This is a genomic window from Hoeflea sp. YIM 152468, assembly GCF_029210485.1.
In the GTDB taxonomy this organism is placed as follows: Bacteria; Pseudomonadota; Alphaproteobacteria; order Rhizobiales; family Rhizobiaceae; genus Hoeflea.
The window spans coordinates 163,902-189,708 of the sequence record NZ_JARGET010000029.1 but is presented as its reverse complement, the minus strand read 5'-3'; the positions used below and the strand labels follow the sequence as shown (position 1 = coordinate 189,708).

General features: G+C 61.7%; 29 protein-coding genes. 12 read left to right on the top strand and 17 right to left on the bottom strand.

The window, feature by feature from the left end; translation table 11 throughout:
- Positions 1 to 39 precede the first annotated feature (39 nt).
- The gene (locus PZ897_RS16030; RefSeq protein ID WP_275753517.1) at positions 40 to 582 is read left to right on the top strand and encodes an adenine phosphoribosyltransferase; all 543 of its coding nucleotides are present in this window, start codon (positions 40 to 42) and stop codon (positions 580 to 582) included.
- A 70-nt stretch (positions 583 to 652) separates the two neighbouring features.
- On the opposite strand, the gene PZ897_RS16025 is transcribed toward PZ897_RS16030, so the two are convergent.
- The 6 genes from PZ897_RS16025 to PZ897_RS16000 form a co-directional block, all read right to left on the bottom strand.
- Positions 653 to 1,144, bottom strand: coding sequence for a MaoC family dehydratase (locus PZ897_RS16025; protein WP_275753516.1), 492 nt, complete (start codon positions 1,142 to 1,144; stop codon positions 653 to 655).
- A complete protein-coding gene (locus tag PZ897_RS16020; protein ID WP_275753669.1) occupies positions 1,141 to 1,614 on the bottom strand; it encodes a MaoC family dehydratase in 474 nt (157 codons plus the stop codon). The genes PZ897_RS16025 and PZ897_RS16020 overlap by 4 nt, the downstream gene beginning before the upstream one ends.
- 202 nt (positions 1,615 to 1,816) lie before the next feature.
- Entirely contained in the window at positions 1,817 to 2,203 is a 387-nt protein-coding gene (locus PZ897_RS16015; protein WP_275753514.1) for a hypothetical protein, read from the bottom strand.
- Between the two features lie 283 nt (positions 2,204 to 2,486).
- Entirely contained in the window at positions 2,487 to 3,590 is a 1,104-nt protein-coding gene (gene ychF / locus PZ897_RS16010) for a redox-regulated ATPase YchF (protein ID WP_275753513.1), read from the bottom strand.
- A 128-nt stretch (positions 3,591 to 3,718) separates the two neighbouring features.
- The gene (gene pth, locus PZ897_RS16005) at positions 3,719 to 4,459 is read right to left on the bottom strand and encodes an aminoacyl-tRNA hydrolase (RefSeq protein WP_275753512.1); all 741 of its coding nucleotides are present in this window, start codon (positions 4,457 to 4,459) and stop codon (positions 3,719 to 3,721) included.
- Between the two features lie 32 nt (positions 4,460 to 4,491).
- Positions 4,492 to 5,136 (bottom strand): 50S ribosomal protein L25/general stress protein Ctc, encoded by a 645-nt coding sequence (locus PZ897_RS16000; protein ID WP_275753511.1) that lies wholly within the window; start codon positions 5,134 to 5,136, stop codon positions 4,492 to 4,494.
- Between the two features lie 411 nt (positions 5,137 to 5,547).
- Between PZ897_RS16000 and PZ897_RS15995 the strand changes: the two genes are divergently transcribed.
- The 3 genes from PZ897_RS15995 to PZ897_RS15985 all read left to right on the top strand — a co-directional run bounded on the left by PZ897_RS15995 (position 5,548) and on the right by PZ897_RS15985 (position 7,911).
- On the top strand, positions 5,548 to 5,892 hold the full coding sequence (locus PZ897_RS15995) for a rhodanese-like domain-containing protein (RefSeq protein WP_275753510.1): 345 nt from the start codon (positions 5,548 to 5,550) through the stop codon (positions 5,890 to 5,892).
- Positions 5,885 to 7,204, top strand: coding sequence for a chromate efflux transporter (chrA, locus tag PZ897_RS15990; RefSeq protein ID WP_275753509.1), 1,320 nt, complete (start codon positions 5,885 to 5,887; stop codon positions 7,202 to 7,204). The genes PZ897_RS15995 and chrA overlap by 8 nt, the downstream gene beginning before the upstream one ends.
- 161 nt (positions 7,205 to 7,365) lie before the next feature.
- On the top strand, positions 7,366 to 7,911 hold the full coding sequence (locus tag PZ897_RS15985; protein ID WP_275753508.1) for an NAD(P)H-dependent oxidoreductase: 546 nt from the start codon (positions 7,366 to 7,368) through the stop codon (positions 7,909 to 7,911).
- A gap of 62 nt (positions 7,912 to 7,973) precedes the next feature.
- Here PZ897_RS15985 and PZ897_RS15980 read toward each other — a convergent pair whose 3' ends face one another.
- The 6 genes from PZ897_RS15980 to lgt all read right to left on the bottom strand — a co-directional run bounded on the left by PZ897_RS15980 (position 7,974) and on the right by lgt (position 13,876).
- Positions 7,974 to 8,906, bottom strand: a complete 933-nt coding sequence (locus tag PZ897_RS15980; protein WP_275753507.1) for a ribose-phosphate pyrophosphokinase — start codon at positions 8,904 to 8,906, stop codon at positions 7,974 to 7,976.
- A 198-nt stretch (positions 8,907 to 9,104) separates the two neighbouring features.
- The gene (locus PZ897_RS15975; protein WP_275753667.1) at positions 9,105 to 9,725 is read right to left on the bottom strand and encodes a hypothetical protein; all 621 of its coding nucleotides are present in this window, start codon (positions 9,723 to 9,725) and stop codon (positions 9,105 to 9,107) included.
- 121 nt (positions 9,726 to 9,846) lie between these two features.
- On the bottom strand, positions 9,847 to 11,001 hold the full coding sequence (locus tag PZ897_RS15970) for a Xaa-Pro peptidase family protein (protein WP_275753506.1): 1,155 nt from the start codon (positions 10,999 to 11,001) through the stop codon (positions 9,847 to 9,849).
- Positions 10,985 to 11,803, bottom strand: coding sequence for a peptidoglycan editing factor PgeF (gene pgeF / locus PZ897_RS15965; protein ID WP_275753505.1), 819 nt, complete (start codon positions 11,801 to 11,803; stop codon positions 10,985 to 10,987). The genes PZ897_RS15970 and pgeF overlap by 17 nt, the downstream gene beginning before the upstream one ends.
- Positions 11,804 to 11,906: 103 nt before the next feature.
- Complete coding sequence (locus PZ897_RS15960) at positions 11,907 to 13,007, bottom strand: class I SAM-dependent methyltransferase (protein ID WP_275753504.1); 1,101 nt, start codon at positions 13,005 to 13,007, stop codon at positions 11,907 to 11,909.
- A gap of 23 nt (positions 13,008 to 13,030) precedes the next feature.
- A complete protein-coding gene (lgt, locus tag PZ897_RS15955) occupies positions 13,031 to 13,876 on the bottom strand; it encodes a prolipoprotein diacylglyceryl transferase (RefSeq protein ID WP_343217465.1) in 846 nt (281 codons plus the stop codon).
- Between the two features lie 250 nt (positions 13,877 to 14,126).
- On the opposite strand from lgt, the gene PZ897_RS15950 reads away from it, so the two are divergent.
- The 4 genes from PZ897_RS15950 (at position 14,127) to PZ897_RS15935 (ending at position 16,475) form a co-directional block, all read left to right on the top strand.
- Positions 14,127 to 14,384: an accessory factor UbiK family protein gene (locus PZ897_RS15950; protein WP_275753503.1), complete on the top strand. Its 258-nt coding sequence runs from the start codon at positions 14,127 to 14,129 to the stop codon at positions 14,382 to 14,384.
- Positions 14,385 to 14,781: 397 nt separating this feature from the next.
- Positions 14,782 to 15,282 carry a YbjN domain-containing protein gene (locus PZ897_RS15945; protein ID WP_275753502.1) on the top strand — a complete coding sequence of 167 codons (501 nt, stop codon included), beginning with the start codon at positions 14,782 to 14,784 and terminating at the stop codon, positions 15,280 to 15,282.
- Position 15,283: 1 nt separating this feature from the next.
- Complete coding sequence (gene proC / locus PZ897_RS15940) at positions 15,284 to 16,096, top strand: pyrroline-5-carboxylate reductase (RefSeq protein ID WP_275753501.1); 813 nt, start codon at positions 15,284 to 15,286, stop codon at positions 16,094 to 16,096.
- Between the two features lie 37 nt (positions 16,097 to 16,133).
- Positions 16,134 to 16,475, top strand: a complete 342-nt coding sequence (locus PZ897_RS15935) for a tRNA-binding protein (RefSeq protein ID WP_275753500.1) — start codon at positions 16,134 to 16,136, stop codon at positions 16,473 to 16,475.
- Between the two features lie 90 nt (positions 16,476 to 16,565).
- Here PZ897_RS15935 and PZ897_RS15930 read toward each other — a convergent pair whose 3' ends face one another.
- The 5 genes from PZ897_RS15930 to PZ897_RS15910 form a co-directional block, all read right to left on the bottom strand.
- Positions 16,566 to 17,204 (bottom strand): pentapeptide repeat-containing protein, encoded by a 639-nt coding sequence (locus tag PZ897_RS15930; RefSeq protein ID WP_275753499.1) that lies wholly within the window; start codon positions 17,202 to 17,204, stop codon positions 16,566 to 16,568.
- A gap of 66 nt (positions 17,205 to 17,270) precedes the next feature.
- Positions 17,271 to 18,653 (bottom strand): ATP-binding protein, encoded by a 1,383-nt coding sequence (locus tag PZ897_RS15925; RefSeq protein WP_275753498.1) that lies wholly within the window; start codon positions 18,651 to 18,653, stop codon positions 17,271 to 17,273.
- 223 nt (positions 18,654 to 18,876) lie between these two features.
- Entirely contained in the window at positions 18,877 to 20,694 is a 1,818-nt protein-coding gene (locus PZ897_RS15920; protein WP_275753497.1) for a methyl-accepting chemotaxis protein, read from the bottom strand.
- Between the two features lie 186 nt (positions 20,695 to 20,880).
- Positions 20,881 to 21,588 (bottom strand): response regulator, encoded by a 708-nt coding sequence (locus PZ897_RS15915; RefSeq protein WP_275753496.1) that lies wholly within the window; start codon positions 21,586 to 21,588, stop codon positions 20,881 to 20,883.
- Entirely contained in the window at positions 21,585 to 22,118 is a 534-nt protein-coding gene (locus PZ897_RS15910; RefSeq protein ID WP_275753495.1) for a MarR family transcriptional regulator, read from the bottom strand. Before PZ897_RS15910 ends, PZ897_RS15915 begins: the two co-directional genes overlap by 4 nt.
- Positions 22,119 to 22,325: 207 nt before the next feature.
- Here PZ897_RS15910 and PZ897_RS15905 point away from each other — a divergent pair, with 207 nt between their 5' ends.
- The 4 genes from PZ897_RS15905 to PZ897_RS15890 all read left to right on the top strand — a co-directional run bounded on the left by PZ897_RS15905 (position 22,326) and on the right by PZ897_RS15890 (position 25,786).
- Positions 22,326 to 23,216: a branched-chain amino acid aminotransferase gene (locus PZ897_RS15905; RefSeq protein WP_275753494.1), complete on the top strand. Its 891-nt coding sequence runs from the start codon at positions 22,326 to 22,328 to the stop codon at positions 23,214 to 23,216.
- A 265-nt stretch (positions 23,217 to 23,481) separates the two neighbouring features.
- A complete protein-coding gene (locus PZ897_RS15900) occupies positions 23,482 to 23,940 on the top strand; it encodes an Lrp/AsnC family transcriptional regulator (protein WP_275753493.1) in 459 nt (152 codons plus the stop codon).
- A gap of 171 nt (positions 23,941 to 24,111) precedes the next feature.
- A complete protein-coding gene (locus PZ897_RS15895) occupies positions 24,112 to 25,011 on the top strand; it encodes a mechanosensitive ion channel domain-containing protein (RefSeq protein WP_275753492.1) in 900 nt (299 codons plus the stop codon).
- 127 nt (positions 25,012 to 25,138) lie between these two features.
- Complete coding sequence (locus tag PZ897_RS15890; RefSeq protein WP_275753491.1) at positions 25,139 to 25,786, top strand: MBL fold metallo-hydrolase; 648 nt, start codon at positions 25,139 to 25,141, stop codon at positions 25,784 to 25,786.
- Positions 25,787 to 25,807: the final 21 nt, after the last annotated feature.

The window sequence follows — 25,807 nt, the reverse complement described above, 5'->3', positions numbered from 1 at the left end:
CTTTGCACGCCGCCGACCCAGACAAATGGAGAGTCTTTTGTGACCGATCTTGAAAACGAGCTGCGTGCTTCGATCCGCACGATCACGGATTATCCGAAGCCCGGCATTTTGTTTCGCGACATCACCACGCTTCTGGGCGCGCCGCGGGCGTTCCGACGGGCCGTCGATGAGCTGGTTCACCCCTATGCGGGTCTCAGGGTATCAAAGATCGCGGGAATCGAGGCGCGGGGCTTCATTCTCGGCGGCGCCATGGCGCATCAGCTGTCAGCCGGCTTTGTGCCGATCCGCAAGAAGGGCAAGCTGCCGCACGATACGGTGCGCGTCGCCTACAGCCTTGAATATGGCATTGATGAAATGGAGATGCACACCGATGCCGTGGCCGAAGGCGAAAGCGTGATCCTGGTGGATGATCTGATCGCCACCGGCGGCACGGCGGAAGGCGCAGTCAAGCTGCTGCGGCAGATGGGCGCCAACATCATCGCCGCGTGTTTCGTGATCGATCTGCCCGATCTGGGCGGCCGCAGGAAGCTCGAGGATCTGGGTGTCCAGGTGCGAACGCTGGTTTCCTACGCCGGGCACTGAGGTGGCGTGGGCCGGGAAAGCGGATGCCGCAGCACTCGGAGCGGCGCGCACACGGCCTCTGCCGCAGCGGCTATGATGCCGCCTCGCCGTCGTCGGGAAACCTGATCAGGGCTGCTGAATCGAAGCTCATCACCAGATCGCCGGCCGCATCGCGCGCTTCCGATACGGTTTCGAAGATCGACCAGCCCGGACGGGACTTGAGCGGGCGGGTTCCCTTGATCACCCGGGCATAGAAGATCTCATCGCCGGCAAAGACGGGCTTGAACCAGCGCAGATTGCGAAAGCCCGGGGACGGCCCGAATTCCGGGATCGCGCGGCCTTCGGCGCGCGCTTTGTCGATTTCGGTCGCCAGCGAGCGGATGTTGAGTTTCATCCAGGTGGCCGCGGTGTGCCAGCCGGAGGCACACAAGCCACCGAAGACACTGTCTCTCGCCGCGTCCTTGTCAACGTGGAAACGCTGTGGATCGAACTGGCGGGCAAAATCGATGATCGATTCCTCTGTGAAGACAAAACTGCCCAACTCCTGACGGGCGCCGGGCTGATAGGCGGGATCGTTGGTCATGATACGGGCCCTTCGATCTGCCGCAGACGGAGCATGACCGGGTTTTCCGATTCCAGCACGGTCTCACCGGCCTGATTGCGCAACTCGTGGCGCAGGCTGACAATGCCGATGCCCGGCCGGGACCGGGATTGACGCCGATCAAGCACCCGGGTTTCGCCCGACAGCACATCACCGGCCAGCACCGGCTTTTTCCATTTGACGAAATCGATGCCCGGCGCGCCTTCGGCCGCGGCTCGCAACAGGTAGGAATCGGCCATCATTCGCATCATCATCGCGCAGCTGTGCCATCCCGATGCCGCCAGACCTCCCAGGATCGACTGCCGTCCGGCTTCGGCATCAAGATGCATCGGCTGGGCGTCGTACTCCATCGCAAAGGCGATGATCTCGTCGGTGGTGACATTCTTGGGGCCGAGCGGAAACACCGTTCCCGGTGAAAAATCCTCGAAATGAAGAAGCTCTTCCTTGGGCATGGGGATGTGTCGCTTTCTTTCGGTCATTGCACGGCCAATCTAGTGGACTTCCTTTAAGTATGAAAGGTCGTCTCGCCATCGATGCCGCGAATTCTTCTGCCGCTGACAGCCCGGCATCGCGCCGCAGCCTGAGAGCCTCCCAGCGTGACGCCGGGATGACCGGGCGGAGGGGAGCGCCATGGGCTCAATCGGCGGACTGGCTTCAGCGCCAGGTGATGGCCTTGCCGGTGGCTTCGACATTGACCGGGTGGCGCGAGCCCGGCAGGATCAGCGGCGGCGCGTGGCGGGTTGAAAGCAACACTTCGCTGGCACGGGCCTCACCATTCCGGTAGCGGCGAAGACTGCCGGAAAACTGGTCTGGTGAGATGCCGGTGGACTGGCCGGCATATTCCAGCGCCAGCGCGTCGTCGGTCTCGTGCGAGAGCAGCGTGGCGAGGGCCAGACTGTCAGCCCGCGCCTGCAGCCGGGACTGGGTAACTTCGAGCGACATCCGGTTGAGAAGAAATGCCCCTGTGAGCACGATCAGCACTGCGGCACAGACCGAGGCGAGTATGGTATGACCCCGGTTCGAACAACCCTTTGCATGCACGTCGCAACCCCTTGCTCCTGACAGTCTCAGCCATCTTCAGGCCACACAATAGCCACAATTCGCCAAGGAACCGGCAACAAGCGCGATGGCATTGATGCCATTGCGGCAAGGCTTTGTTAAGATTTCTGTCGCCGTGATGTAGGCATGGTTGCGGGCACTGCCGGGCGATGCACAGACGGTCGATGTACAGGCGGGCGATGCACAGGCGGTCGAACGGCCAATGCAGAGCTGCCGCCTGCAAGGGGCATCTGCATCAATCGCAATGGCGCTGTGGCGGGTGTGATCAGGTGTTGAAGCGGAACAGGATCACGTCGCCATCCTGGACGACATAGTCCTTGCCTTCGTCCCGCGCCTTGCCGGCTTCCTTGGCCGGAACTTCGCCGCCCAGCGTGACATAGTCGTCATAGGCGATGGTGAAGGCGCGGATGAAGCCGCGTTCGAAATCGGTGTGGATGACGCCTGCCGCGGCCGGCGCCTTGGTGCCGCGCTCGATGGTCCAGGCGCGGGTTTCCTTGGGGCCGACAGTGAAATAGGTAATCAGATCAAGCAGATGATAGCCGGCGCGGATCAAGCGGTCGAGGCCGGCTTCTTCCAGGCCGAGCGCTGCAAGATATTCCTGCGATTCCTCTTGCGGCAATTGCGCCACTTCGGATTCGATGGCTGCGGAAACGACGATGCTCTCGGCTCCCTGTTCGGCCGCCATTTTCGCGACGGCTTCGGTGTGGGCATTGCCGTCCACCGCATCGGCTTCTGCGACGTTGCAGACATAAAGCACCGGGTGCGCGGTGAGAAGGTTGAGGCCCCTGAGAATGGCCAGATCCTCGTTCGCCAGTCCCTTCAGCATCGTGCGCACCGGCTTGCCGTCCTGCAGCAGCTTGAGCGACGCTTCCATCATCGGCAGCACCGTCAGCGATTCCTTGTCCTTGGAGGCGGCGCGCTTGCGGGTCTGCTCGGTGCGGCGCTCGAGGCTCTCGAGGTCGGAGATCATCAGCTCGGTTTCGATGGTGTCGGCGTCGCTGACCGGGTCAATGCGACCCTCGACATGGGTGATGTCGTCATCCTCAAAGCAGCGCAGCACATGCACGATGGCGTCGACTTCACGGATGTTGGCGAGGAACTTGTTGCCCAGGCCTTCGCCCTTTGATGCGCCGCGCACCAGGCCGGCGATATCGACGAAGGAAATGCGGGTGGGAATGATTTCCTTGGAGCCGGCAACGCCTGCAAGTTTCTTCAACCGCGGGTCGGGCACCGCGACTTCGCCGGTGTTGGGCTCAATGGTGCAGAACGGGTAATTCGCTGCCTGTGCGGCGGCGGTCCGCGTCAGCGCGTTGAACAGTGTGGACTTGCCAACATTGGGAAGCCCGACAATTCCGCATTTAAAACCCATGGATTTGCTCGTCTCATGTCTGAAGGGGAGTTGCCGCAGGCTATGCGGGAAAGGGCGGTCACGGTCAAGCCCTGCGCCCTGTGCGGATCAACTGCGCTGAACGTTTTGTTGGCGATACGACCTGGTTTTCAGTCCTTGTTGCCGAACAGTTTTTTCAGCATATCGGCCATCGGGCCAGAGGTCGGCAATCGCTTCGGCTGGGCCGGGTTGCGGGCCTGACGGATGTGAGATTGTGCCGCCTGAGCCGGTTTGGCGGCATCAGCCGCACCGGGTCTGGCCGGCTTGGCCGGCTTTGGCGCCGCTGTTCCGGTGGCCAGGGCGACCTTGTTGAGAAAACCTGCATCGTCTTTGCGTGCGAAGAATTCCGCGTTGTCGGCGATGGCGTCGAGCAACGGCTGCAGCCAGTCCGCGTCGGATTTGGCGAAATCGCCGAGCACGTGCGGATTGACCCGGTCCTTGTGGCCGGGATGGCCGATGCCGATCCTCAAACGTTTGTAATCCTTGCCGCAATGGGCGTCGATGGATTTCAGTCCGTTGTGGCCGCCATTGCCGCCGCCGATCTTTAACCTGAGCTTGCCCGGGGCAAGGTCAAGCTCGTCGTGCATGACGATGAGATCGGATGCCGCGATCTTGTAAAACCGCATCGCCTCACCGACGCTGTCGCCGGACAGGTTCATGAAGGTCATGGGTTTGAGGATCAGGACTTTTTCGCCGGCAAGGGTGCCCTCGGCGATTTCACCGCGGAATTTCTTCGAAAATCCGGAAAACGAATGGCGGCGGGCAATTGCGTCCGCCGCCATGAAGCCGACATTGTGCCGGTTCCTGGCGTATTGAGAGCCGGGATTTCCAAGTCCTGCGATGAGCAACATGGAGCCTGATCCTCAAATTGCCGCCAAGCGGCTTATTCTTCGTCGCCTGCTTCTTCTGCACCATCTTCTGCAGCGTCGTCATCGCCAGCGGCGTTGTCGTCACTCTTCAGACCAGCAGGCGAGGCAATGGTGGCGATGGTGAAGTCGCGATCGGTGATCGTCGGCTCAACGCCTTCAGCCAGTGTGATGCTGGAGATATGGACGGCCGCGCCGAGTTCCAGACCGGTGAGATCGACCGTGATCGAGTCCGGAATGGCGTTGGCCGGGCACTGGAACTCAACCGTATGGCGCACGATGTTGAGCACGCCGCCGCGCTTGAGGCCGGGAGACTTCTCTTCGTTGATGAAGTGAACCGGAACGTCCACGGTGACCTGGGTGTTTTTCGACACACGCAGGAAATCGACATGCATCAGGAAGTCGCGGACCGGATCAAGCTGGTAATCCTTGGGCAGGACGTTGTGCTTGGTGCCGTCGACGTCAATCGTCACGAGAGTGGTCATGAAGCTTCCGTCGTGGATCTTCTTGGTCACATCCTTGCGCGATAGCGCGATCGAAACAGGGTCTTTCCTGTCACCATAGATGACAGCGGGAATCAAACCGTTGCGGCGAAGTTCACGGGCGGACCCCTTACCAACCTGTGCGCGCGCCTCGGCCTTGAGCTCGTATGAGTTGCTCATGGCATTTCCTTTCGAGGTTCTAATCTGGGGCTGCTTCCCGGTGACCGGCTTGCGACGGCTCCAGAAAAACATCAAGCGCCGTTGCCGGCGCCTCATCCGCGTTGCCTCCAAGGGTGTCTGCACGGACGTGGCGGCTATAGCTCAGCAACCGCGCGATTGCAAGGTTTGTGGTGGAACCGGCAACGCTTTTACCGGCACGCGGTGCGGGGGAGGGCATAGCCGCAACTCTGCCTTTCCGGTGCGTCCGATCACCGCTGCGCTGATCCGGCCCGCCGGCAGCTTGACGGTCAATCCGCATTGACGGTGAATGCCGGTGCGGATAGATTCGGATCACGGGGAATCCGGACCTCCCGTTGAGAGCTTCAGGCTCCAAGCTCCGCGAACAACGCACGTTTTTGCGGGGCAGAGATCATGACACACAACCACACTCAGACATCGATATCTCCGACTGTTCTGGCACACAGGCCGGGTCGCGCCGTCGTCATTGTTGACGTCCGCAAGCCGGCTGCGCGCCGCGCATCCGGTGCGGCCATTGCCGGTGCAGTCTGGCGGCACCCGGTCGAAGTGGACCATTGGGCCGATGAATTCAAGGGCCGCACCGTGGCGGTGTATTGTGTTCATGGCCATGAGGTAAGCCAGACGGTGCGGTCTTTCCTGACAGGGAAGGGAATAGAGACCATGATCCTTGAAGGCGGCTTTGAAGCGTGGCAACAGGCCGGGCTCCCGGTCGAAGCGCTGGATGATGCCGATGCTTGACCGCTCCGCCCCACGCCCCTCCTGGGACACACTTTTCCGCGTCTTCGGACGGATCGGACTTTTGTCGTTTGGCGGTCCCGCCGGACAGATTGCGCTGATGCACCGCGAACTGGTGGAGGAGCAGGGCTGGCTCGATGAGCCGCAGTTTTTGCACGCGCTGAATTTCTGCATGCTGCTTCCGGGCCCGGAAGCGATGCAACTGGCCACCTATTCGGGGTGGCTCATGCGCGGGGTCGGCGGCGGTCTGCTGGCCGGGTTGCTGTTCGTCCTGCCCGGATTTGCCGTCATCATCGCCCTGTCGGCGATCTATTTCTACCATGGCGATCTGACCGTGGTGGCGGGTATCCTGTTCGGGCTCAAGGCCGCAGTGCTGGCCATCGTGGTCGAGGCGCTGATCAAGGTGTCCCGGCGCGCCCTCAGGTCCCGGCTGGGCTGGGTGCTGGCGGTTGCAGCCTTTGTCGCCATCGCGCTGCTGAAACTGCCGTTTCCGCTGATCGTTCTGGGCGCCGGCGTCATCGGAATTGCCGGTTCGGTCATCGGCGGGAACAGCCGGCAGGAGAGGACTGTTGTACCAGACAGGGACCTGGCCGGATCGCTGCCGGGATTGACCTGGCCGACGGTGCGCACCGTGGCGGTCTGGGGTCTGCTCTGGCTGGTGCCACTGGCGGGATTGCTGGTGCTGCCGGGCATTGCCGATGCTTTCGTTCTGATGGCGGTGTTCTTCTCCAAGGCGGCCATCGTCACCTTCGGCGGCGCCTATGCCGTGCTTGCCTATGTCGGGCAGCAAGCCGTCGAGGTGCATGGCTGGCTCAGGCCCGGTGACATGCTGGCGGGGCTTGGGCTTGCCGAGACAACGCCGGGGCCGCTGATTCTGGTTCTGGTGTTTGTCGGCTTTCTCGGTGGCGCGCGCGAAGCCGGTCTGGATCCGTTGCTGGGCGGTCTCTTCGGCGGCACGCTGGCGCTGTTTTTCACCTTTGTTCCGTGCTTTTTGTGGATCTTTGCCGGCGCGCCGCATATCGAGCGGCTGCGCTCGGTGCAATGGCTGTCGGCCGGGTTGTCGGCGATTACCGCCGCGGTGGTTGGCGTCATCTGCAATCTGGCGGTCTGGTTCGGGCTCAATGTGCTGTTTGGAACGGTCGGCGCGATTGGGCTGGGGCCGCTTGAATTGCCGACACCTGACCTGACCACGCTCAATGTGGCCGCTCTTGCCATCGCCCTGGGCGCCGGCGTGGCGTTGCTGCGCTTCCACCTCAACCTGTTTGTGGTGCTCGGTGCGGCGGCTCTGGCCGGCGTGATGGTGGCGGTTGTCTAAACTGCAGACCGGCTGCTCCGTTCCCGATTTGGCCGTGACGGTGTGTCAACCAATGCGCCCGGAGCGGGTGCTGGACTTGGCGGTATCAATGGTTATCTGCAGCAGGTAGGGCCGCCTCCCAAGCGACCGCCCGCAGATGCTATTGAAAAGAGAGAATCAAGATGAAAACTGTCGCAGTTCTGGTCGGCTCGCTGAGCCGGGGATCGCTCAATCGCAAATTTGCGCAAAGCCTGGGCAGGCTTGCCGCCGACCGGCTCACATTCAAATTTGTCGAAATCGGCGATCTGCCGCTCTACAACAACGACCTGTGGGAAAATCCGCCGGAACCGGTGTTGCGGATGAAGCGGGAGGTGGAAGCCGCCGATGCGGTTCTGTTCGTCACCCCGGAGTACAACCGCAGTTTCACGCCGGCGATCAAGAATGCCGTCGACTGGGGTTCGCGCCCCTGGGGCGAGAATTCCTGGGCCGGAAAACCTGCGGCGATCACCGGGACTTCGCCGGGTGCGATCGGCACCGCTGTTGCGCAAGATGCGCTCAAGAGCGTGGTCAGCGTCGTCGGCATGACCCTGATGGGCCAGCCGGAGGTGTATTTCCAGTACAAGCCGGAGCTTTTCGATCAGGACAACAGCATCGTCAATGAGGACAGCCGGACCTTCCTCAATGGCTGGGTCGACAGGTTTGCCGCGTTCATCGACCGGGTTGGCTGATGCAAAAGCCGGGGCGTGCGCGTCATGCTCCGGCTTTTGTCAACTCACAGATATCGGCACACTCAGTCGAACAGGCTGGAGACCGATTGCTCTGCGGCGGTGCGGTTGATGGCTTCGCCGATCAGGGATGCGGTCGAAATCACCCGGATGTTGGACGCCGACTGGATCGCCTGTGTCGGCTGGATCGAGTCGGTGATCACCAGCTCCTTGAGCTTGGAGGATGCGACACGCGCAACCGCACCGCCGGACAACACGCCATGGGTGATGTAGGCGGTTACCGATGTCGCGCCATTGCCCAGAAGCGCTTCGGCCGCGTTGCACAATGTGCCGCCCGAATCGACGATGTCGTCGATCAGCAGACAGTCCTTGCCGGCCACGTCGCCGATGATGTTCATGACTTCGGATTCGCCGGGACGATCGCGGCGCTTGTCGACAATGGCAAGCAGCGCATCAAGCCGTTTGGCCAGCGCGCGGGCCCGCACCACGCCGCCGACGTCAGGAGACACGACCATCAGGCTGGATGCCGGGTAGTGTTCCTTGATATCGCGCGACAGCAGCGGGATCGCGAACAGATTGTCGGTGGGAATGTCGAAGAAGCCCTGGATCTGACCTGCATGCAGATCCAGCGTCAGCACCCGGTCGGCGCCGGCCTCGGTGATCATGTTGGCGACCAGTTTGGCCGAAATCGGGGCGCGGGGGCCCGGTTTGCGGTCCTGACGGGCATAGCCGAAATAGGGGATCACGGCGGTGATCCGCCGCGCCGATGCACGACGGAAGGCGTCGATCATGATCAACAGTTCCATCAGATGGTCATTGGCCGGGTAGGAGGTTGACTGGACAACGAAAACGTCCTCACCCCGTACATTTTCCTGGATTTCGACAAATATCTCCTGGTCGGCGAAACGCCGGACAGTGGCCTTGCCCAAAGGCACATTGAGATAATTGCAAATGGACTCCGCCAAACGCCGGTTCGAGTTTCCCGCGAAAACCTTCATTTGGGACCGCCTGTTTTTTTCGGCCGCGTCGCGCCATGCGCAGGATCACGCATGGGGACGGGGCGCCAACCCGTTGGCTCGCGTTTTAGCGGCGGATTTGATGAATGCAAGCACGCATCCGCCAGGAATGCGCTTTTTTCTGTTGAACGTCTCAATAAAATGACCCCGGTTAGACACTGAACACAGGCCGGCGGCCGGTCACAGACCCCGCCAGGCGGCATAATCGGCAAGCGAACGGGCTGCGATGCGTTCCATCACCTCTGCCGGTACGGAAGCCCAGGGATCTCCGCTGCTGCCCGGAAACTGTTCCTGGCCCTGGATCCGGTTCAGCCGGTTTCCGGTGGCATCGAGAATGTCCCAGACATAATACACCGTGGTCGTGCCATCAAAACTGTCAGCGGAGAAATAGCCTTTGAGGACATGATCTCCACCCGGATCCGATGCGCTCAGGATCGACAGGCCGCGATTGCGCGCTTCGGCCGCCAATTGCCGCGACAGCGGTGTGACGGCATTTACCGGCGCTCCGATGACCGGCATGAAGCGGATTTGTCCGCGCACCTGTCCCGCGGGCAGCGTGGCATTGTTCTGGGCCGGCGCGGCAGCCGTGCCCGCCGCAGGCTGACCGGTGGCAGGCTGCCCGAAGGGCGCCGTGTCAGCCCCGGGCACCGGATCAATACCGACAGGCGTTTGAGAATCCGAAGTCAAAGCTGATGGCGCTGCATCGCCCGGGATTGGCTGCAGGGTCTGCTCGGTGCTGTTGCAGCCGGCAAGCCCCAAGGCCGTCGCGCCGATAATTCCGATGATCTTGATGCGTGGCATCATGTTTCCCGCCCGTTTCCCGCCTTGTTATGAAATTCTGAAGCCGGGCCTGTCAATCTTTGAACCTGTTGCGAGGCTTGAACCTGCTCAAAGGATAGCTGAAATCAACGAAATGGCCTCGCTAGGATGCGATTATCAGATCGAGTGGCTTGAGCGAAAGAGATTCGGGGGCGTCCTCGGTGGTCAGGTAGGTCTGGCCCAGAGTCATCGCCGACCCGGATTCGGAGTCCATGATGATCATGTGCACGAACAGCGTCATGTTCGGCGCGATTTCGAGCGGATTTCCGGCATGAAACATCTGGTGTTCCATCCAGCTCGGGGTGAAGCGGGCGCCCAGCGAATAGCCGCAGGCATTGAGCCGGTGGCGGGTCAGGCCGCGCTCATCCATCACCTCGGCATGGGCGTCGAAGACATCGCCGAAGGTCGTGCCAGGTTTCAAGATGGCGATGATCGCATCCATCGCCTGACGGCAGGCTTCGTACAGCTCTACATGGCGCGGTGTCGGTTCGCCGATGATGACCGTGCGCATCATGGCGGCGTGGTAATGGGCGAAGGCGCCGGCCCATTCGAGTGTCAGCTGGTCGTCCGTGGTCAGCTGCCTGCGTCCGGCCTTGTAGCGGCACAGCAACGCGTCTTCGCCGGAGCCGATGATGAATTCGTTGGCTGGATAGTCGCCGCCGCCGGAAAACACCGCCCCCTGCATGGCAGCAAGGATGTCGGCTTCGCCGGCGCCCGGCTTGATCAATGGCAGCGCCGCGTCAAGCGCCGCGTCGGCCAGAGCGGCGGCGCGCCTGACATGGGCAATTTCGGCCGGGCTCTTGATCAGGCGCAAATGGCTGACGAGATAGGAGGCGTCAATCATTTGGGCGAAACTCTGCAACTGATTGTCGAGCTTGCGGCAATTGGCGCCAGTCAGGCCGTGGGTGTCGTATTCCACGCCGATCCGCTCTCCCAGCAGATCGAGATCGGCCAGAAGATTCTTCAGGTCGAGTGCGGGATCGGCATTGGTGCGGTCGGTCCAGACCACGATGTTCTCGATGATCGAGGTCTGGCGGGCCTGGCGCAGATCAGCCGAGCGGGTCAGCAATGTCATCGAACCATCGGCTTTGACCACAAGACACTGGAAGAAACAGAATCCAAACGTGTCGTAGCCGGTCAGCCAGTACATGCTTTCCTGGGCAAAGAGCAGCATGGCATCGAGCTTTTGCTCGCGCATGCTCTGGGTCATTTTATCCAGACGGGCGGCGTATTCCTCGCGTTCAAAATGCAGGGCCATGGGCATCCTCCTTGATGGTTATGGCGGAAACTTGTCGTCCGTAATCAGGTTCGTTGCGATGGGTGGCACGCCGGTACGAATACCATGCTTCTTCATCGGCATAAGTGCAATCGGACAGCATTTCCGCTTTCACTCCGGCGCGGGACAGCCGGTCGACGGTCAGTTGGCGCAGATCGAACAAGGCATGGCCGGATTTGTCCGAGGCGCGGAAATAAACGGTGTTTGTGGGGTCGGCGTCAATGAAACGGTCGATGAATTCCGGCCCGACCTCGTAATGGGACTGGCTGATCGACGGACCCAGCACGGCGGCGATGCGACCAGGATCGGCGCCGAGGCGCTGCATTGCCGCGATCGTGGCTTCCACAACACCGTCAAATGCGCCCCGCCACCCGGCATGGGCTGCGCCGATAACACCCGCCTCCGGGTCGGCAAACAGCACCGGCCCGCAATCGGCGGTGAGCACGCCAAGCAGCAGACCCGGTGTCCTGGTCACCAGCGCGTCCGCCTTGGGGCGCTCGGTGCGGTTCTCCAGAGTGGCGATGTGAACCGTCGGTGAGTGGACCTGATGCACAGTGACCAGCCGGTCGACGCTCAGATCGAACCAGCCGCTGACCCGTGACCGGTTTTCCATCACATCGGCGCGGTCGTCCGCGGAGCCGAGGCCGACATTCAAACCCCGGTACAGGCCCCTGGAAACCCCTCCGGTGCGGGAGAAGAACCCGTGCGAGATCCGGGTGCCGGTGGCCAGATGATCGAGAAATGCACTGCGCACCGGGCTTGGTGGGCTGCGGTCAACCGTCATGCGTTGGTCCTCCCGTGGGGCCCGAGGGCGCGCCGAATCCGCAAATCTTGCCTTTCTGCGGGCGGATGTTGATCACCAAGGCGCGGTCTGTCAATTCTTGCATTCATTCGGGCTGGAGATCAAAGGGCGCAATGACGGCGGGGCCGCCGCTGATTGCAAGCACCTTGAACAGCGCGCCCATCCGGCCTTCCCCCTCACCGGCGAGCCGGTTGACGGCATCGTGGATGGTTGCCTGGGTCAAGGCATCGCGTCCCGATCCCAGCGCGCCGGCGCGTTCGACTATTCCCAGGCCTTGCAGGAATTCGCCCTGGTTGATGGGGCGATGGAGATAAGCGCCCGCGGCGGCTGCCGCTTCGGCCAGGGCCTGGAAATCGACATGGCTTGTCAGGTCGGCTTCGCCCGGGCGGGCCAGAGGCGGATCGAATTCATGCCGGTAGACAGCCTGCAAGGTGTCGCCAAAGCCGCTGTGCAGATGGCCATAATCGATGGTCAGCGCGGTGCCGCCATCGCGCACCAGCTTGGCGGCCACGGCCTGCATGAGCGCTGTTCGCGCCGGTGAGACTTCGAAGATTTCGCCTTCAGGCACCCGGGCTTCGTCAAGGGGCAGCAGTGATGGGTCGAGTCCGGTCTGGCCAAGGCCGAACGTAAGCGCGCCGGTGTCATCAAGTCCCACCATGCGCTCGCGAAATCCGTCCCGGGTCTTGACGAATTGCCGCACCGGAATGGCGTCGAACAATTCGTTGGCCACCATCAGGGTAACGCCTGCCGGGGTTTCCTCGAATGTCTGATGCCAGGCGATGCGTTGCTTGATCTTGACCAAGGTCTGTTGCTGAACAATCCGCAGCCGCTCGCTGGTTTCGACCATGTGGATGGTGGCCTTGGCATAAAGCTCGGGCGCCAGACGGGCGATTACTCGCAAGGCGTCGGACATCAAGGTGCCGCGGCCGGGGCCGATTTCCACGATCCGCACTTTGGAGGGTGCGCCATGGGCCTGCCAGGCGTGGACGAGAAACACGCCGATCATTTCGCCGAACAGCTGCGAGATCTCCGGCGCTGTGACGAAATCGCCCGAACGGCCAAAAGGCTCATGGCTCTGGTAGTAGCCATGATCCGGGTCTGCCAGGCACAGCGAGAAGTAGTCCGATACCCTGAGTGGACCGGACTGCGCGATCAGGTGAGCGAGTTTCTGGGCAAGAGGGGTCATAGCAAGGGCCTTCCCGGGCTTGCTCAGCGGGACGATCGGGCGCGGGCTGGCGCGGTGGCGATTGCCCACAGGCCAACGGCCAGCATCGGCAGCGACAGCACCATGCCCATGGTCAGCCAGCCGCCGGCGAGATAGCCGATATGGGCGTCGGGTTCCCGGTAGAACTCGACAATGATGCGCGACAGCGCATAGCCAGTGACAAAGCTTCCGGCAACCAGTCCCGGTTGCTTCAGCGCCTGGCGGCGGTAGATCAGCCAGGCGAGAATGGCCAGCAGCAGCAAGCCTTCAAGCGCTGCTTCGTAAAGCTGGGTCGGATGGCGCGGGAACGGGCCTCCGGTCGGAAACACGAAGGCCCAGGGAACGTCCGTCAATTTGCCCCAGAGTTCGGAGTTGATGAAATTGGCCAGCCGGCCGAACAGCAGCCCGACTGGGACGACAGCGCAGACCACATCGAAAAGGCTGAACAGCGGAATGGCGCGTTTGCGGGCAAACAGCACCATCGCCGCCAGCGTGCCAAGCAATCCGCCATGGAACGACATGCCTCCGTTCCAGATCTCCAGAGCGCGGACCGGATTGGCCGACACGGCGGCGAAATCATAAAACAGGATGTAGCCAAGCCTGCCGCCGGCAACGATGCCAATGGTTGCCCAGATGAGAAAGTCATCGATGTCGAGCGCGGTCATGCGTGCGTTTCCGGCCGGCCAGAGGCGACCTGTCCCGACCAGGCGTCTGGCATAGCGCCACCCGAGAAGGATGCCCGTCACATAGGCCAGGCCATACCAGCGGATCTGCACCGGTCCGATGCCGAAAATCACCGGATCAATCTCGGGAAAAGCCATGAGCGACAGCAGTGCTGCGGTATGTTCCAAGGTGCTTCCTTCCTGCCTTTCGGGGTTTCGAACCCCCCAAAGCCGTATTTTCATCACCAGTTCAAGGCTATTTTTCGCCCGGCGGACGCACGATTTGCCCCAGTGACATGGCATATGGGCTTTGCGCAAGCCTTGCGCCGCGAGCGGCAGCTTGTAACATATTGAGCGAGCGCCTACCTCAGACGTCTCGCACGTCACTTGAAACAACCGGAAACAGGCCGGGTACAGACCCGGAGCAGGGATGACCATCATGAACAGCGGACCCAACAGACTTCTTGATGAACTTGCCAAGCTGATGACCGATGCCGCAGGCGCTGCACAGGGTGTCCGCCGCGAGATGGAAACGGCCATCCGCAGTCAGCTTGAACGGTTGCTCAATTCCATGGACCTGGTCAAGCGGGAGGAATTCGAAGCCGTCCGCGACATGACGATCAAGGCGCGGGAAGAAAATGATGCGCTTTCGGCGCGGTTGGATGCGTTGGAAAAAAAGCCGTCGGACGACGCCTGAACAGCCCGGCCAGGAACTTGTTCGATGCCGCCGGTGATGCGCGGACAGCGAATATGGTCGCGTGGCGAATTCTACCCAACTTTTTTTGCACAGGTTATCCACCGGTCACTGATCTGCAAAAAGCCTTTTGCGTGAGTCAGTTATGAGTCACGGCGGAATCAGTTTGGCAGCTTGGTCCACAGCCTTGAGCTGACAAAATGCTCTCGGGGGGCTGGCGCTTGGACTCTGCACTTATACACTGATTTTAAATGATGATTCGGAACGGGCAGCGGAATGCCCCGTCGGGAGTCGCAATTGCGAGCCCCCTTGGGGTGCGAGCGAATCGTCAGCAAAAGGCATATTGGCCGGCGCCGCAGCGAGCGGTGCGCAGGCTCAGGACATAGAACTAGGGTGGGGCATGAATCTCAGCAATTTCGAATTCGAACGCCATTCCAATCCCGTAGACATGATCGAATTCGTGGCGGCGGCGAATGATTGGACGTTTGAGCGTTCCGGCGAGCACGAGATCGCCATGACAGTGGAGGGACACTGGGCCGATTATCATGTCTCGTTCTCCTGGATGGAGGACTGCGAGGCCCTGCATATTGCCAGTGCCTTTGACATCCGGGTTCCCGATGTCCGGGTGACCGAGGTGATGAAGCTTCTCTCGCACGTCAACGGCCAGGTGCTGATGGGCCATTTCGACCTGTGGCAGCAGGAGCATGTCGTCATCTTCCGGCAATCGCTGCTGCTGGCCGGCGGGGCCGAACCGACCAACCGTCAGGTCGAGGTGCTCCTGTCGAATGCGCTTGATTCCTGCGAGGCCTATTTCCAGGCGTTCCAGTTTGTCGTCTGGTCGGGCATGGATGCCAAATCGGCGATCACGGCGGTCATGTTCGAAACGCGTGGCGAGGCATGAGATGATTTCCATCGACCGTCCTCTGGTTCTTGTTGGCGCCGGCAATATGGGCGGCGCCATGCTCAATGGCTGGCTGGATGCGGGGATGGATCCGGCCACCATCGTGGTGCTTGATCCCACGCCGTCCGAAACCATGGCCAAGCGGCTGGCGTCTGCCGGAGTTCAGTGCGTCGGCTCGGCGCCCGACGGGATGACGGCGGGGGTTCTGATGCTGGCGGTCAAGCCGCAGATCATGGATGATGTCCTGCCCGGGCTGACCGGACTGGTCGGGCCACAGACCGTGAGCCTGTCGGTGGCTGCGGGCAAGACCATAGCCTATTTCGAAGCCCGGCTTGGCGGTGCCGTGGTGCGCACCATCCCCAACACGCCGGCGATGGTTGGTCGGGGGATTACCGGGGCGGTGGCCAATCCGGCGGTCACTGCCGAGGCCAGGGCCGAGATCGACCGCTTGCTGTCGGTCTGCGGCCCGGTCGAGTGGGTCGAGGACGAAGCGCTTATCGACGCCATTACGGCGGTGTCGGGCAGCGGCCCGGCCTATGTGTTTTATCTTGCCGAATGCATGGCTGAGGCGGGACGCAAATGCGGCCTGCCGGCGGACCTCGCCATGCGCCTGGCACGCGCGACCGTCTCGGGGGCTGGTGAGCTAATGCACCGGTCGCCGGACGGCGCTGCGACACTGCGGCAGAACGTGACGTCGCCCAATGGCACAACCGCTGCAGCGCTTGCCGTGCTGATGGCCGACGACGGGATCCAGCCGGTGTTTGACCAGGCCCTGCAGGCGGCGGCAACGCGGTCTCGTGACCTGGCCGGCTGATCCGCCCCACTCCTCACTCAGCATGAAAGAGGTGCTCATGAGTCAGACCATCAGCTGGGATGATTTCGACAAGGTCGTCATCCGCACCGGCACGATCGTGGCCGCCGAGCCATTTCCGCAGGCGCGCAAGCCGGCAATCAAACTGCGGATCGATTTCGGACCCGGGATCGGCGAGAAGAAATCGTCAGCTCAGATAACCGTGCATTATTCCCCCGAAGAGCTTGTTGGCCGCCAGGTTCTGGCGGTGGTCAATTTTCCGCCACGCCAGATCGGCCCTTTCATGTCGGAAGTGCTGACGCTGGGGTTTGCCGATGAAAACGGCGACATCGTGCTGGCCGCCACCGACAAGAAAGTCCCCGACGGCGCCCGGCTGGTGTGAGCCTTGGCCGGATGCGAGGGCGGCTTGCCGGCCGCGTTCGACAGCTGCGGCGGCTGATGGTTGCGGATGAACCGGCTCCGGCGCGGAGCTTCACAGCACCTTGAGACCGAGACCGGCGAGAAGTATGGCCGCCTGGTGTTTTGAAATGATCGCGCCCCTGAACCTTGAGGCGTCGGCCAGTTGCAGGTTGCCGAGATCGCTGCTGCGCAGGTCTGCGGCCTGGAAGCGGGCATGGGTCACATTGGCATCCCGCAAATTGCAGCGCATAAGCGTTGCTTCGCGGAAGTCTGCCCCGGCCAGATCGGCGCCCTGAAAATCAATCTCCTCCAGTTGAGCGCGGCGGAACGACAGTCCGCGAAGCTGGGCGCTGACCAGCAGGCAACGCTCAAACGCCAGACCAAGCGTGCGGGCGTCAACGATTTGCATGCCGGTGAGTTTGCAGTCCTGGAACAGGGCGGCTGAGAGGATTGCGCGTGTCCAGTTGGTGTTGTTGAGATCGCAGGAGATGAATCTGGCATCGGTCAGGTCGCAGGAGGAAAAATCCGCCCGTGCGGCGCGGCAGCGGACAAATTCGCAACCGTTGAAATCGACCCCCTTGAGCTGTGCGTCGGTAAGATTCCATCCGACAAACCGAACCGGCGCGGCCTGGGGCTGCAGCGCGGCTTGGACATCTTGCCTGGTTGCCGGGACAGCCGGATCTGCGGCAATTTCTACACAGCCATGGGGCACGGGACGATGGACCTTTCTCAGGGGAGGGGGCTTGTCAGGCGCAAAGGATTGCAGCCATGCCTGCGGCTAGACCGGCAGCCGGATGGTTGCGCGCAGGCCGCCCATGGCGCTGTCCGACAATGTGACATCGCCGCCATGGCTGCGGGCGATGTCGCGAACGATGGCCAGGCCGAGCCCGGTGCCGGTTTCATCCTGATTGCGCGCCGCATCCAGCCGGTAAAACGGCCGGAACACGTCTTCTCGCGCGTCCGCAGGGATTCCGGGCCCGTCATCATCAATGGCAATGGTGAGCCATTTCTTGCGGTTCTGCGCCGCAATCGAAACCTCATCGGCATGGCGTGCGGCGTTGGAGACCAGATTGGTCAACAGCCGGGTGAAGGCGTTCGGGCGCACATTGATTTCGTCATCGCCGGTGACGGATACCTTCACGGTGGCGCCGCGCAACCTTCCATCGGCGGCAATCTTCTCGACAACGCTGCTCAGGCTGACCGTGCCGACATCCTCCTCCGCCTCGCCCCGGGCGAAAGAAAGATAGCTGTCGAGCATCGACTGCATGTCGTCGATGTCCTTGTTGAGATCCTCCAGCTCGGGCCCGTCGCTGACCAGCGCCAGCTGCAGCCGGAACCGGGTCAGAATGGTGCGCAAGTCATGGCTGACGCCCGAGAGCATGGCGGTGCGCTGTTCGAGTTGTCGTTCAATGCGTTCGCGCATCTTGATGAAGGCCAGACCGGCGCGCCGGACCTCGTCTGCGCCGCGGGGTTTGAAATCGTCCGGCATGCGCTGGCCCTTGCCGAAACTCTCCGCCGCCTGGGTCAGCTTCAGGATCGGCCGGATCTGGCCGCGCAGAAACAGAATGGCGATGGCCAGCAGCACCAGCGAGGTGGCCACCATCCAGACCAGGAATATGTGGGTGTTTGAGGCGTAGGCCTGGCTTCGCTTGGCAAACACCCGGAGGATGCTGTTGTCGAGCTTGATCCGTATTTCGACAATGTTGGAGTTGCCCACGGTGTCAATCCAGAACGGCAACTGGATCTGGCGGGTGATCTCTTCGGACAGGATATGGTCGAGGATCGAGAAGAACGGTTTTGGCCGCGGGGCGGGCAAATCGCCGGGCGGTTCGATGGCGATGTTGAGTTCGAGCCGCTCGCGGGCGATGCGGATGATGTTCTCAGCATTGGCATCCTGCGGAAACGTGTCGAGCACATCAATGATCGCGGCAATGTCCCGGGTCACGGCCATCGACAGCCGTTGGGTCACAGTCTGCCAGTGCCGCTCCATGAACACAAAGGCGACGACGGATTGCAGCAACACCATCGGAATGATGATGATCAGCAGCGCCCGGGCATAAAGACGGGTCGGAATCCGCTTGGTGAACCAGCGCGTAACACGGCGCAAGCCGCTGGGCGGATAGCGTTCATACTCTCTGCGGATGGAATCCATGCTGGTCATGTCAGTGTGCCCATTGCCCCTCAGGCGGCCGGTTCGCCGCACACGCTGTCTCCTTTATAACCAAGCGGAACAGCAAAGGGCTACAGGGAGTTGCTGAATTTGCTGTTTGGCCGCAATCTCGCAGGGCATTCTGGCGGGCCGCATGCGAAAACGCCCCGCGACGGGCGTCGCGGGGCGTTGTGTCAAAGACTGCGGCCCTCAGGCGGCCGAAGACGGCTGGGCGTCACGCCGCCCGGGCGCGCGCCGCGGGGCGGCTGCCGGCGCCCGCCGACGAGATCTCGAACCGTTCGACCATGTCTGTGAGCCTGGTGGCGCTGCCGGCAAGCCGGTGCATGACGGCGTTGGCTTCCTCGACCATTGCCGCGTTCTGCTGCGTGACCTGGTCCATCTGGTTGACCGCGCTGTTGATTTCGGTGAGCCCGGTTGTCTGTTCCCGGGCGGCGGTCGCAATCGAGGCAATATGCTCGTTGATCGCGTTGACCTGTTGCGAGATCGTGCCAAGCGCCGAGCCGGTTTCGTTGACCAGCTCAACGCCGCTGGAGACTTCCGCGCCGGATTTGGTGATCAGCACCTTGATGTCCTTGGCAGCACTTGCCGAGCGCTGTGCCAGTTCGCGCACTTCCTGCGCGACGACGGCAAACCCCCTTCCGGCTTCTCCGGCGCGGGCCGCTTCCACGCCGGCATTGAGCGCCAGCAGGTTGGTCTGGAAGGCGATTTCGTCGATCACGCTGATGATCTTGGAAATTTCATCCGAGGCCGATTCAATCCGTGCCATGGCGTCGACCGCATTGGAGACCACTGCGCGGGAACTGACGGTGCTCGTCTGCGCCTTCTCGGCCATGTCGCGGGCTTCTTCGGCGCGGGTTGCCGCGCTCCGAACCGTCACCGTGATCTGGTCAAGCGCGGCAGACGTTTCTTCGAGCGAGGCAGCCTGCTGCTCGGTGCGGCGGGACAGATCGTCGGTGGCTGCCTGCATTTCGGTAGCACCGGAATTGATCTCCTGCGTTTCCCCGAGCACCTCGCTCATGGTCTGGTTCAGCCGTTCGGCGGCATTGTTGAAGTCGGTGCGCAGTTTTTCGAACTCGCCAGAGAAGGGCTGCTGCAGCTGGATCTGCAGATTGCCGTTGCTCAACTCGCTCAGCCCCGCACCCAATGCGGCAACCGCGACCTCGATTTCGCGGTCATGGGCGGCCTTTTCGTCTTCACGGTGCTGGCGTTCGCCGTCTGCCTGGTCGCGGGTCCGGATCGACTCCGCTTCAAGCGCATTCTTCTCGGCGGCGCCATCGCGAAGAACCACCAGCGAGCGTGCCAGCGAGCCGATTTCGTTGCGTTGTTGCTGGCCGGGCACCTCAATGTCGAGATTGCCATCTGCAAGGGCGGTTGCGACATCGGTCAGGCGCGGGATTCCGCCCAGAACCTTCCTGGTGACGAGAACCGCGATTGCGGTGGCGGCGAGCAGAACCAGAATGGCAACGGTGCTGATGGTCCATGTCAACTGACTGGCGATGGCGTCGATATCGGCCGAGCGAACACCGGCGTAAAGAATGCCGATCGTATCGCCACTGGGGGAATAGATGGGCTCGTAGATGGTGTAATAGGGCGTTCCCAGGATCACCGCTTCGCCGCGGAAGGTCTTGCCCGCCGTCAGGACCGGGTACACCGCGCCGTTCTGGCCAAGCTGGGTACCGACGGCGCGATTGCCATCGGGCTTGATGATGTTGGTGGTCTTGCGCCAGAAATCCCTGGTTTCGGTTTCCCAGGCGAAAATCGTCACCGTCTGGCCGGTCATGCGGCCGATCGTGTCGATCATCTCATGCGTTTCGAACTCGGACGGGATCGCCTGCATTTCGATCCGCTTGACATTGCCATCCTTGGCCCAGCTCACGGTGGTGCCGGGCACATCGCGCGCGACGATCGTCGCCGCAGTCCGCAAGCTTGCGTCCTGGCTATCGATCGCCTGTTGCTGAATCTGGCTGGTGATATTGGCCGATACCGCCAGCTCGACAATGCCAAGTGCGATGAGAAGAAGCGAGGTTGTCATAACTGTGACAGTTTTGACGAGTCCAAAGCGTGAGAATATTGACATGATCTGCCCCCCTGAGTGCAGAGCAGATTACTGTTCAATGGTTAATGAAGTAGTGGTGCAAAGGGCGCGTGCAGATCAGTGGTTGGGGGGGCCGCTTTACTGTCGAGTGTACACGGAGCTTCCTTTGCCGGCGCCTGGAGCCTAGACTGTCGTTTCAACGCTCAATCGATAGCCGATACCGCGCACGGTCTGCAGCCAGACCGGGTTGGCGGGATCCTCCTCGATCTTGCGGCGCAGCCGGTTGATCTGCACGTCGATGGTGCGCTCGCCCACCTCGATGTCGGCGCCGACGAGTTCATGGCGGGGCACGGTGTCGCCGGCGTTTTCGGCAAAGGTGACCATGATCTCGCGTTCGCGGTCGGTCAATCTGACCGGTTCACCCGACTTCTTCAGTTCCCGCCGGGCGATGACGAATGTAAACGGTCCGAACACCACCTGCTCGATCTTGGGCGGGGCAGGCTGGCCACCGCGCTTGAGGATGTTGTTGATCCTGAGCACCAGTTCGCGCGGGTTGAAGGGTTTTGCCAGATAGTCATCGGCTCCGGCCTCGAGCCCGTCAATTCGGGCTTCACCCTCTGCCAGAGCGGTCAGCATCAAGATCGGCACCGTCTTGACCTCGCGCAGCGAGCGGGTCAGTGACAGCCCGCTTTCGCCCGGCATCATCACATCGATGACGAGCAGATCGAAATTGATGCCTTCGAGCTTGCGGCGGGCCTCGCCAGCGTCCGAGGCTGTGGTGACGCGGAACCCCTGCTCGGTCAAATACCGTGACAGCAGATCGCGGATGCGGGTGTCGTCATCGACGACAAGAAGATGCGCCGCATCATCATCGGGCAAAGTGGTGGTCATCGGTCTCGTCCCTCCTTCGGCGCATTGAGGCCGGGCGCCAAACCGCCGTCGGCGGTGTCGATCATGCCGGAAAGGAACGTCTTGATGACCTCACGTCCACTTTCATCCAGTTTCTCAAGTGCATTGGCGATGCGGCAAGACTGTGGCCTTGCCAGCGCCAAAGCCAGTTCGCGTCCGCGTTCGGTCGGGTAGAGGCGGCGTTGCCTGCGATCCTCGGGGCCGGTCACCTGGTTGATGTAGCCCGAGTTGATCAGCTGCTTGAGGACGCGGGCCAGCGATTGCTTGGTGATTTTCAGTGTATCAAGCAATGCCGCCACAGTCAGTCCAGGTTCGCGATTGACAAAATGGACGACACGGTGATGGGCGCGGCCAAATCCGAAGGTGTCCAGAATGGCGTCAGGATCGGAGGTGAAGTCACGATAGGCGAAAAACAGCAGTTCGATAATCTCGAAATCAATGCCCTCTGCGTCGCCACCCGGTTGGTCAAGGATTTCGCCGGATTCGGGCTTGATTGCGCCAGAACGGTTCATGAAGACGTTTCCTTTCGAATATGTCAGCTATGTTGACATAAATTGACGCAATTGCTAGCACTCAATTGCGCGCGAGGTTGACTTGCCTTGCCCGCCGGCTTGCCATTGCCCGTCTCCTGCGCCGGTTCCCGGCGCCTGGCGCCACGGTCACCGACACCGGCTTTAAACAACCACGATCATGGCGGCAAGCCGCCCGGAGAAAACGCGATGGCGCCCGTACCTTTTGACCAGCTTGATGGCGAAATCTGGTTTAATGGCGAGTTCTTGCCCTGGAAAGATGCGAAAATCCATGTGCTGACCCACGGGCTGCATTATGCCAGCGCCGTGTTCGAGGGCGAGCGCGCCTATGGCGGCGAGATTTACAAGCTGACCGAGCACAATGAGCGGCTGCATGAGTCCGCCGAGATCCTGGGTTTCAAGATCCCCTACAGCGTTGCCGAGATCGATCAGGCCTGTATCGACCTGTTGGCGCGGCAGGGATTTGCGGACGCTTATGTCCGGCCGATCGCCTGGCGCGGCTCCGAGATGATGGGAGTGTCGGCGCAAACAAATCGTATCAACCTGTCCATCGCGATCTGGCAATGGCCGAGCTATTTCAAGCCGGAAGAGCGGATGAAGGGCATTCGTCTCGATATCGCCGAGTATCGCCGTCCGGATCCGCGCACCGCACCGTCGCGCTCGAAGGCTGCCGGTTTGTATATGATCTGCACGCTCTCCAAGCATCGCGCCGAAGAGCGCGGCTATGCCGATGCGCTGATGCTCGACTGGCGCGGTCAGGTGGCCGAAGCCACCGGCGCCAACATCTTTTTCGTGCGCGACGGCAAGATTCACACACCGACGCCGGACTGCTTTCTCGACGGCATCACCCGCCGCACGGTCATCGGCCTTGCGAGGAAGCGCGGCTACGAGGTGATCGAGCGGGTGATCATGCCGGACGAACTCGACAGTTTCGAGCAGTGTTTCCTGACCGGCACAGCGGCCGAAGTCACACCGGTGTCGGAGATCGGCCCGCACCGCTTCACGGTCGGCGAGATCGCGATGAACCTGGTCAATGACTACATGGCCGAGGTGCAGCCAAAACACGCCGCCGCCGAATAGACACGCCTCGCGGTCCTGACAACACGCCGGCGTTTTTGTTGGTGCTGCGCCCCTGCGGCGGCGCCGGTCGCGCCGTGGCGGTCAATCCGGATGCCGTGCGCCGGCCTGCTTTTTACTGCTGAAATGGGCCGCGAATTTGCCTGCCCTTGCCCTTTGATTGTTGCGCCTGATCCTGCATATTGACGGCAATGGGCGCGGATCCGGGGCGGATTTGTGGAATGATGCGCGAAATTCGCCAGCGCAATCGGGCAGTTGGAACACGATCATGCACCTCGATGAGTTTGACCGCAAACTGTTGCGCTTGCTGCAACGGGATGGTCGCCTGACCAACAACGAATTGTCGCAGAAGATCAATCTGTCGGCATCGCAATGCTCGCGGCGGAGAGCCCGGCTGGAGCAGGAGGGGGTGATCAAGGGCTACCGTGCAGAGCTTGACCGCGACCGGCTCGGCATCGGCATCGTCAATCTGATCACCGTGACGCTGGCCACCCACAACCGTGACAACGCGCAGCGCTTCGCCCGGCTGATAGACAGCTTGCCCGAAGTGCTGGAAGCCTATTCGCTCACCGGTGAGATGGACTATATCATCAAGGTGGTTACGCCGGACCTGCGCAGCCTGTCCACCTTCGTCAGCGAGGTGCTGTTGCCGCATGAATCGGTGCAACACGTCAAGACCGCGATCGTGCTCGATATCCTGAAAGAAAGCGGCGCGCTTCCGGTTTGACTGCCAGGCCGGCATTGCGCCCGGTGTTGTACCCGGCATTGCACATGCGGTGTCGTGGGCAAGCCAATGGGGAACATATCCGGCCGCTGGCCCGTTCGGTTGGCGGGCCGATTGGTTCATGTTAGGCAGAAAGCCGATTTAAGAGGTGTTGGAAACAGTATGGAAGACTTGATGACGAGTGCATCCGAATCCGATCTCGGGCAAATTCTGGGATCATGGGGGCAGGCTTTTGACGGCCTTCAGATTCTGGTCGTGAGCTATGCCGTTTCGGTGATCGGTGCGATCCTGATCCTGATCGTCGGCTGGACCGTGTCGCGGCTGCTGGGACGCTGGGTGCGAAGCCTGCTGACCCGAACACGCCGGGTCGATCCGACCGTCGTGGGTTTTTTCTCGATCTTCGTCCGCTATGCCGTGCTGGTGGTCGTTCTCGTCATGGTGCTGGGTCAGTTCGGCGTGCAGACCGCCTCGATCATCACGGCGCTTGGCGCTGCTGGTCTGGCGATCGGTCTTGCGTTGCAGGGCACGCTGCAAAACATCGCCGCCGGCATCATGCTGCTGGTGCTGCGGCCGTTCAGGGTCGGCGAATATATCGATGCTGACGGGATTTCCGGCACTGTTGAGGAAATCGGCCTGTTCGCCACGGAACTGAAGACGCTGGATGGATTGTACCGGATGGCGCCCAACTCGCAATTGTGGAATGTCCCGGTGACCAATTACTCACGGCTGCCCGAGCGGCGCTATGATCTGGTCATCGGTATCGGCTACGAGGACGACATCGGCAAGGCGCAAGCGGTTCTCATGGATCTGGCCCAGGCCGACGACAGGATTCTGGCGGACCCGGAGCCCTGGGCCTATGTTTCCGAGCTTGGCGACAGCGCGGTTGCCGTCACCTTGCGCTACTGGACCAAGTCGCCGGACTGGTGGACCACGAGCCGCGAGCTGACCAAGGCGGCAAAACTTGCCTTTGACGACAACGGTATCTCGATCCCGTTCCCGCAAGTCACCTATTCCGGCTCGCTCGAGCTTGACAACGCAACCTCACCCGAGCCCGGAAAAGCCGGGGTGTCCTGACGGGTGTCTCCACACCGGGCCTCTTCCGGGCCCGGGCGACCAAGGAGCAGTGCGGCCCGGACGCTGACGTCTCGCGTCCGCCGTTTCACCTTCCTTCCAATCAGTCGATCAACAAGGGAAATCAATCATGGGAAACTTGCAGGCGGGCATCATCCCCGTCACTCCCTTCCAGCAGAATTGCACGGTGCTGTTTGATCAGGAAACCAAGGCCGGGGTGGTGGTCGATCCGGGCGGCGATGTCGATGTGATCTTGCAGACAATTGCCGAGAATGGCCTGGCCATCGAGGCGATCTGGCTGACGCACGGGCATATCGATCATGCCGGGGGCGCCGACCAGTTGCGCGAGAAGCTCGGCGTCAAGATCATCGGGCCGCACGAGGCGGACCTGGTGCTGTTGTCGGGTCTCGAAGACCAGGCGAAGATGTTCGGACTGGACATGGAGGTGCGCAATCTCACGCCCGACCAGTGGCTGAAGGACGGCGACAAGGTTTCGTTCGGCACCCATGAATTCGAGGTGTTTCACACCCCTGGCCACGCGCCCGGGCATGTGATCTTCTTCAACCGCGCCGCGGGATTTGCCCATCTGGGCGATGTCTTGTTTGCCGGGTCCATCGGCCGGACCGACCTGCCTGGCGGCGATCATCAGACCCTGCTCAATTCTATTCGCGACAAGGTGTTTGCACTGGGTGACGAGGTCGGGTTCATCTGCGGCCATGGCCCGGGCGGCAAGATCGGTGACGAGCGCCGGACCAATCCGTTCCTGAAGGGCCTGTAAGGGTCTCCCACACAAATGAAA